The organism is Bacillus sp. EE-W1 (genome assembly GCF_009760835.1).
Classification (GTDB): Bacteria; Bacillota; Bacilli; order Bacillales; family Bacillaceae_G; genus Bacillus_A; species Bacillus_A wiedmannii.
On record NZ_WIPE01000031.1, the window covers coordinates 1 to 8561 of the forward strand.

At 34.4% G+C, this 8561-nt stretch carries 7 protein-coding genes; 4 read left to right on the forward strand and 3 right to left on the reverse strand.

From position 1 onward, the window contains the following. From GFJ36_RS29290 to treC, 4 genes are all read left to right on the forward strand, one after another. Positions 1-226: hypothetical protein (locus tag GFJ36_RS29290; RefSeq protein ID WP_206752523.1), on the forward strand; the 226-nt coding region annotated here is incomplete at its 5' end. 108 nt (positions 227-334) lie between these two features. Continuing rightward, entirely contained in the window at positions 335-1045 is a 711-nt protein-coding gene (gene treR, locus GFJ36_RS02700) for a trehalose operon repressor (RefSeq protein ID WP_088061842.1), read from the forward strand. A gap of 140 nt (positions 1046-1185) precedes the next feature. Then, positions 1186-2613: a PTS system trehalose-specific EIIBC component gene (gene treP, locus GFJ36_RS02705; RefSeq protein WP_088082569.1), complete on the forward strand. Its 1428-nt coding sequence runs from the start codon at positions 1186-1188 to the stop codon at positions 2611-2613. A 13-nt stretch (positions 2614-2626) separates the two neighbouring features. Beyond that, complete coding sequence (treC, locus tag GFJ36_RS02710) at positions 2627-4288, forward strand: alpha,alpha-phosphotrehalase (RefSeq protein ID WP_087983368.1); 1662 nt, start codon at positions 2627-2629, stop codon at positions 4286-4288. A gap of 31 nt (positions 4289-4319) precedes the next feature. On the opposite strand, the gene gerKC is transcribed toward treC, so the two are convergent. The 3 genes from gerKC to gerKA are packed head-to-tail and all read right to left on the reverse strand — an operon-like array spanning position 4320 to position 8014. Further along, positions 4320-5444 carry a spore germination protein GerKC gene (gene gerKC / locus GFJ36_RS02715; RefSeq protein WP_000474009.1) on the reverse strand — a complete coding sequence of 375 codons (1125 nt, stop codon included), beginning with the start codon at positions 5442-5444 and terminating at the stop codon, positions 4320-4322. Then, on the reverse strand, positions 5425-6531 hold the full coding sequence (locus GFJ36_RS02720; protein ID WP_000185792.1) for a GerAB/ArcD/ProY family transporter: 1107 nt from the start codon (positions 6529-6531) through the stop codon (positions 5425-5427). The genes gerKC and GFJ36_RS02720 overlap by 20 nt, the downstream gene beginning before the upstream one ends. Then, on the reverse strand, positions 6512-8014 hold the full coding sequence (gerKA, locus tag GFJ36_RS02725) for a spore germination protein GerKA (protein ID WP_087983366.1): 1503 nt from the start codon (positions 8012-8014) through the stop codon (positions 6512-6514). The genes GFJ36_RS02720 and gerKA overlap by 20 nt, the downstream gene beginning before the upstream one ends. Positions 8015-8561 lie beyond the last annotated feature (547 nt).

Genomic DNA, 8561 nt, shown 5'->3' on the forward strand with positions numbered 1-8561 from the left:
AGGTACAACGGGAATAACCCTTGTACCTACGCGTAATTTTTCCGCTAGGTTTCAAGGGTTACGTATGATGATGATGTTTTTGTGCAAATGTAACTACAATTGTTGTATAAGTAAGCATAGTTCTTTGCTCCCTTTCTCCTCTGATTTTGAAGTTAGTATACTACATGTTTTTTTGAATGAAAAGAAAAATATAAAATTTTTTATAAAAATACGTTTTAGAGATTAAATATTTACCTGTATTTTTCCTATACTGGAAAATAAGTGAGAGATTGGCAGAAGAGTGTAGCATGGTATAATACATATAGAATTAGAAGGTGACAAGGGGCTATTGTAGATGATGAGTAAGTATGAACAAATTTATACAGAAATCAGTAAGTCTATTGATAATAAGCGATTAAAAGAGGGATGCAAAATCCCATCCGAAACTGAATTAATGAAGCAGTATGAAGCAAGCCGCGGTACGGTAAGAAAAGCGGTAGATTTATTACAAGAGCGTGGATATGTTCAAAAAATACATGGAAAAGGTGTTTTTGTTTTAAAGCGAAAAAACATTGAATTCAACTTTGGTGGTATTGTAAGTTTCCAAGAAGAAAATGAACGTTTAGGACGCCATTGTATTACAGAAGTCGTGGAAATGGAGAAAGTAAAAGCGACAAAAGAAGTTGCAAAGCTATTAAATGTGAAAGAGAAAACAGAAATAGATCATATTAAACGAGTACGGAATATTGATGGAGAAAAAGTAATTTTGGATATTAATCATTTTGTATCGGAATATATTCCTGGATTAACGAGTGAAATTGCAGCGGAATCCATTTATAAATACATTGAGAAAGAATTAGGTCTTCATATTAGTTACTCACAGAGGGTAATTGAAGTGCAGCCATGTACAGAGGACGATAGAGAGTATTTAGATTTAAATGGAACAGACTATGTTGTCGTTGTGAAAAACTTTACGCATTTTTATGATGGAAGTCAGTTCGAATATACAGAATCACGCCATCGTTTAGATATTTTTCATTTTTCGGATGTGGCGCGGAGAAAATAAGGAGATGGAACGAAATAACGTTTCATCTCTTTTTTTATAAAAAAATCACAAACTCGTATATACGAGTGTTGACTAACTTATATATACGAGTTAATATGTAATTGTAAACGGTATCAAAAAAAGAAAAGAGGGACGGGAATATGGGGAAAGACTATCGTCAAACAGCAGAGGAAGTGTTGCAGTATATTGGTGGAAAAGACAATATTGAACAAGCTGCGCATTGTGTAACGAGGCTCCGTATCGCTTTAAAAGATGAAAGTAAAATAGATAACGATAAATTACAGTCTGTTTCATTAGTGAAGGGAGCGTTTCATAACGCTGGAGTATTTCAAATTGTAATCGGTCCAGGAGATGTTGATCGAGTTTATGCCGAATTGATAACGCTTGCAGGTATGAAGGAAGCGACAGTAGCTGATGTAAAAGATTCTGGAAACCAAAAGTTAAATCCAGCTCAAAAGTTTGTAAAGGTATTTTCAGATGTATTTATGCCGATATTACCAGCCATCGTAACAGCTGGTTTACTAATGGGAATTAACAATCTATTAGGGGCAAAGGACTTATTTTTTGAAGGTGAAAATTTATTAGATGTGTATCCAAACTTAAGTGGGCTTTGGGATTTAATTAATATGATGGCGAATACAGCATTCGTATTCTTACCAGCGCTTGTCGGTTGGTCAGCAACGAAGCGTTTTGGTGGTAGTCCGATATTAGGGATTGTTATGGGATTAATGCTTGTGCATCCAGCATTATTAAACGCGTGGGATTATGGAAAAGCAGCGACTGGTTTAGATGGACAAAAGATTGAGTACTTCGATATTTTAGGATTATTTCAAATTGAAAAGGTAGGGTATCAAGGTCAAATTCTACCGGTTTTAGTAGCAGCATTTGTATTAAGTAAAGTGGAAATCTTCTTAAAGAAACATGTACCAAATGCAATTCAATTATTAGTTGTACCAATTACAACGATTGTCGTAACAGGTGTGTTAGCATTAGGAATTATTGGTCCAGTTACACGTCATATTGGAGATTTATTAACAGCTGGATTAGTAGGTGTATATGAAACAGTACCAGTAGTTGGAGCAATATTGTTTGGAGCATTATATGCACCGCTTGTAATTACAGGTATGCATCATATGTTTATTGCTATCGACTTACAATTAATTGCACAGCACGGTGGTACATTCATTTGGCCAATGATTGCTCTTTCTAACATTGCGCAAGGTAGTGCGGCACTTGCGATGTTCTGGATTTCTAAAAATCAAAATGATAAAAGCATGGCATCTACATCAGCAATCTCAGCATATTTCGGTATTACAGAGCCAGCTATGTTTGGTGTAAACTTACGAAATAAATTCCCGTTCTATGCAGCGATTATAGGATCGGCTATTGCAGCTATATTTATTACGTTAAATGGTGTATTAGCACCTGCTATTGGAATTGGCGGATTACCAGCATTTATTTCTATCATTCCGAAATCGATTCCAATGTTTATTGTAGGAATGATTATCGCGATTGTAATCCCATTTACGTTAACATGGTTATTTGCAAAACGAGTAAAACAGAAGTAGGAGGAAGTTAAACATGAAGGATTGGCATAAAAGTGTAGTTTATCAAATTTATCCGAAGAGCTTTAATAGCTATTACAATAAAGAAACCGGTGATATAAAAGGAGTTACAGAGAAACTAGATTATTTAAAAGAACTCGGAGTAGATTATATTTGGTTAACACCGATATACCAATCACCACAAAATGATAATGGATACGATGTAAGTGATTACTACAGTATTGATCCATCTTACGGAACGATGGAAGAGTTTGAAGAGCTTTTAGAAGAAGCAAAGGCACGTAACATTGAAATTATGCTCGACATTGTTGTAAATCATAGTTCTACGGAGCATAAGTGGTTTAAGGAAGCAAAGGAAGATAAAAATAGTCCATATCGTAATTACTATATTTGGCGTGATGAAAAAAATAATTGGCAATCTAAGTTTGGTGGGTCTGCTTGGAAATATGATGAGAAGACAGAGCAATATTTTTTACATCTATTTGATGAGACACAAGCTGATTTAAATTGGGAAAATAAAAAACTTCGTGAAGAAGTATATGATATGATGCGTTTTTGGCTTGATAAAGGGGTAACTGGATTCCGATTAGATGTTATTAATTTAATTTCAAAAGATCAACAGTTCTTAAATGATGACGGAAGTACGGCGACAAGCGATGGGCGTAAATATTATACAGATGGCCCGCGCGTTCATGAATATTTACAAGAGATGAACCGAAATGTTTTTGAAGGGAAAGATGTAATTACAGTGGGAGAAATGTCATCTACGACAATTGATAATTGTATTAAATATTCAAACCCTGAGCGTAATGAATTAAGTATGACGTTTAGTTTCCATCATTTAAAAGTAGATTATCCGAATGGAGATAAGTGGACGCAAGCTGATTTTGATTTCATTAAATTAAAAGAGATTATGTCTAATTGGCAAATTGAAATGCAAAAGGGCGGAGGATGGAATGCGTTGTTCTGGTGTAATCATGACCAACCTCGCATAGTGTCACGCTTCGGTGATGATAGAAAGTACCGAAATGAATCTGCGAAAATGTTAGCGACAGCTATGCATATGTTGCAAGGAACACCTTACATTTATCAAGGCGAAGAAATCGGTATGACGAATCCTAAATTCGAGTCCATCGAGCAATATCGCGATGTGGAATCGTTAAATATACACGATATAAAGCTAGAAGAAGGATTATCAAAAGAAGAGATTATCGGGATTTTAAAACAAAAATCTCGTGACAACTCTCGTACTCCGATGCAGTGGAATGAAAAGGTGAACAGTGGTTTTACAACAAGTACACCTTGGATTTCAGTTGCTGAGAATTATAAAGAGATTAATGTAGAAAAAGCATTAGAAGATAAAGAGTCTGTATTTTATCATTATAAAAAGTTAATAGAACTTAGAAAAACGTATGATGTAATTACAGAAGGAGAATATGCTATTTTAGATGAAAATCATGCTAAGATTTGGGCATATACTCGTACTACAGAGAGTGAAGTGCTACTTGTTATTAATAACTTCTATGGAGAAGAAATAACGTACTCTGTACCAGCTCATGTTCAATTAGATGGGATGAAGCAAGAAGTACTACTGTCGAATTATAAAGATTTCAGCAAGGATATTATAAAACTTAACTTAAGACCATATGAGTCAATTGTCTATCGATATACGAAATAAAAGGTTGTATGCCCGCGCGGCATACAACCTTTTATTTTAAGACACCACTATACAAAATGCTTACCTCTACCTCAGGCTTAAATTTTACTTTTGCATAATCTTTATTCCAATTTTTTTTCTTCCATAAGTCAGGGTGATAAGCGATAAGATGTCTTCCAATACCGAAAGCATCACAATTTGCTTTTTGTAACTTTTTCGTTATCTTTTTAGCTTCTTTCGTAAGCTGTTTAGACAATTCTTTGTTTAGTTTGGCTCTTTCATCCATTTTGTAAAGATTATCTCTCGGAGCTTCAAGCGCTATAACTTTTAATTGAAGCTTAATGTGAGCATAAACATTTCCTTTTTTATCCGTTGTTATTTTTAAGTCTCGTTTTAACTTTCGATTGCTAATTTCCATTGTTAAATAATCAGATGTCTTCTCTGATTCATCGCTAGTAAGTTTTTGGGTTATACGGGCACTTGTTCCCATTTTTCCGGTTAATAACACGAATAAAACAGAATGTTTCAAAGGTAAATGCCCAGTTAATTTATCATTATTAAATAAAGCTAACCCGTTTGTAATTACTTCTTTTCCTTTTATTTTTATAGACGGGAGGGTGAAATCTTTACCGGGATCTAACATTTTTGTAGCAGCTGTTTCTAAAGTTTCTTTTGGAAATACACTCATATCTTCTAAGCTTTTCACTTTTTTCTTTAGAAAATCTCCAATTAGTAAATTTCCTACTTTCTTTTTTTCGAGTATCTCGGACGTTTCACCATCTACTGCAATAAGTTTTACTAAAGCAGTTGGGTTTGTTGGGTCACGAAAGCTGACATCTAAATAGGGTAGTATACCTTTTTTTAGAATTTTGGTTCCTAGTAATTGAACACCATATTTGAAATAGCGAATATTCCCAGTCACATTTTTTTTTAGGGCATCGCTTGTATCCCTTATGTTATGCCCGGTTGCTGAATGTATTTCATTTTCGAATGAAGATTGCTCTCCGCTCGAACTTTTTACGAGCTCGATTGTTTGCTGGAGTTTATTCTCTTCTGTAATATCAGATCCAATACTATAAGCTAACCTTGCTTCCCTTAATGGTTCTTGATCCCAACAGCCAGAAAGGAGGGAACTAGTACATAATATAAAAAGTAATTTAAATCTTTTTTTGAACATACTGTTCTCCTTTCTTCTTTCTTATTACTGAATAGAGTAGAAATAAAAGAGGGAGGACAACGATGAAAATATAGGTGAACTTATCAGTGAAAGTTGCAATTACTTTTAATTCTTCAGGTGTATCTATAAATAGGGCTACACTAAAAGCAATAATACCAACGATTGGAACAGCCTTTTTATGATTAGCAAGATTGAAGATATGTCTAATTCCGATTGAAGCAGCGCAATAATAACTCGCAATAGAAGCCACAACTGTTATCATCCATATTGGAATGAATAGTAAATCAGTCCGGTCTATAATCCCGATATGCAAGGAGCGTAATAAGTAAGCAACTGGCTCTGGGATAAGTTCAATTTGTTTTGGACTAAATACGATAAAGCAAATCCAAACAGTAAAAGTATAAAAAAGAGTTACAAATCCATTAGCGATAGAAATGGCCTTCAGTTTTGCCACAGAATTCCCATTTACTTTTGGGAAAGCGATAAGAATAATTTCAAAACCATACATGGCTGTAATTGTTTCTTTCGATGCTTGAATAATATTCCACCATCCAGCCTCTGTAATGGGAAAAATATAAGAAAAATCAGCTCGGGAAAGCCCTAGGGCAATTAAAAGCGCCATAGGTAAAATGAGAATAGAGGCCATGACATAAAATCGTACGATGACTTTAAACGTATTATAAGCTACATAACAACAAGCTATTGTAAATAACATAAGAATGGCATACCACGGAGTTGCTTGTAATATCCAAACTTTAACGACATTACAAACATTCAACATAACCGTCATACCGATAAGGGTAAAATAAAAAACATAAGCAAAACCTAATAGTTTTCCAAACTTATTACCAAATAGCATACAAACACTTTCATACATATCTGCATCAGGAAATCGTTTTAAGAAAAGCCACATAAGTAAAATGATAAGTTGAATTGCAAGTCCAGCGATGAGTGCAGAAATCCATCCACCACCTTTAGCAATTGGGTGAAGACGGTTAGGGAGAGAAAGTATACCAACTCCGATTTGGCATTGAATAACGAAAAAGGTAAATTGAACTAGCGAGATTTTACTTTGCGTGTTTGTCACCGTCCTCATCCTCTCTCGTTACATGTTGTCGTTGCATTTTTTTCGGTTTTGGATCATGTGGTCGTTCCCAAAATGACCAAATTGGTAGTCTTACGAAAGAATCTTTCATATCTTTAATCCGCATCGGGGCAACAGGGGAAAGATATGGTGTATGAAAAGAATGAAGCTGACATAAGTGAACGAAAGTTATAATTAGACCGAATGATATTCCAATATATCCGAATATAGCAGCAAGGAGCATTAATGGAAAACGAAGAATTCGAACTGCTGAACTCATATCGTTTGATGGAACGAGAAAAGATGAAATTGCAGTTAAAGCTACAACGATAATCATTGTGTAAGAAACGAGTCCAGCTTTTACAATTGCATCACCAATTACTAAACCACCTACAATACCGATTGTTTGTCCAACGCGGCTTGGCAAGCGAATACCAGCTTCTCGTAACAATTCAAAGATTAATTCCATTAAGAGAGCTTCAAAAATAGGAGGAAGCGGTACTTTCTCTAATGAAGCTTTAATTGTATACACAAGTTCGAGCGGCAACACATCGGGATGAAAAGCGACAGTTGCAATATAAAAAGCTGGCAAGAGAAAGGCAATTAAAAAACTTACTAAGCGAATCATTCGGATGAAAGAACCGACAATCCAGCGGTTATTATAATCATCTGGTGATTGATAAAAAGCGAATAACGTAACAGGTACGATGAGCACTGTTGGATCTCCGTCAGATAAAATAGCAACTCGTCCTTCCATTAAATTTGCTGCGACTCTATCTGGACGCTCTGTATTTAATTGCTGCGGAAATGGCGAGAAAGACGTATCCTCTATAAATTCTTGTATGTATCCTGGTGGCATAAGTGCATCCGTTTTAATCGTTTCTAATCTTCTTTTCACTTCTGTAACTAAATCGTCATTCGCTATATTTTGCATATAAGCAATTGCTACTTTCGTGTGCATTTCTTCACCAATTGTAAAATACTTAACAACTAAATTTGAACTCTTAATGAGTTTACGAATAGAGGTTAAATTAGTTGCTAGGTCCTCTACAAAACCAGTATGTGGACCGCGCACAACCCCTTCATTATCAGGCTCTGCTATATCTCTCTTTAAAGATAAAGCTGTTTCGAAAATACAAAAACTAACGACATGTTCATGAAAATATAATGATTTACCTTGTAATAAAAGTTGTATCCCATAATTTAAATTCGTTTCTTTTTTCATATTTAACGTAGAAAAAGCTTTATCTAAAGATAAATCCGACCGCGTTAATAATGGCTCAAGAGCTAATTGATGAATTAGATTTGGATCTGCTAAAGATTCAATATATATGATCGTTCCTTTTCCGTTTTGAAAAGGGATATCTAATTTTTTTATATCGTCTGAATGGGAAAGTTTGTTTTCAATGTAATTAATGTTCTCCGGAAGTGATGGAAACATATGCTTTTGATTTTTACTCTCTTTTTGTTCTTTAGGCTCTGTCATAATTTCCACCTCTTTTAGAATAAAGTCACTTCAGTTAATTTTTGTTGTTTGTGAGAAATTTATGCTTGGATTATTCGGTGGGATTGAAAATTCTGTTTTTTTATCTTCTATACTTAAAGAAAATGAAAATTAGGAGAATGGGAAGAAAGCGTATATTAGATTGGCAATATTAATATATATCTTTTGTACTATAGGAGGGTAAACCTAGCGGCACATATAATTACATCATTCGATGAATAGGAAATTTAAGAAAAGCGATTTATAATAATAGTATTGTGTCTTGCCTTTTTAGGTGCAGTACACAGCCGGTGATTGGCTAGTGGAGGTTCTTCCATTTTGCCAGTGCCGGTTTTTTATTAGATAATAGAGAAAATAAAGTTTTTATAAAGAAAGAAGGGGTTGTTTTGAAGGATGTAAATTCTATCTTTATGAGAGAAAAGATTGCTAGTTCTTATCTTTATTTTATTTCTTTTCTTGGTTTGATTACTATAACTATATCTTTACTTGAAATTAAAATCCCTTCTCATCCAACAATACTAATATTGTT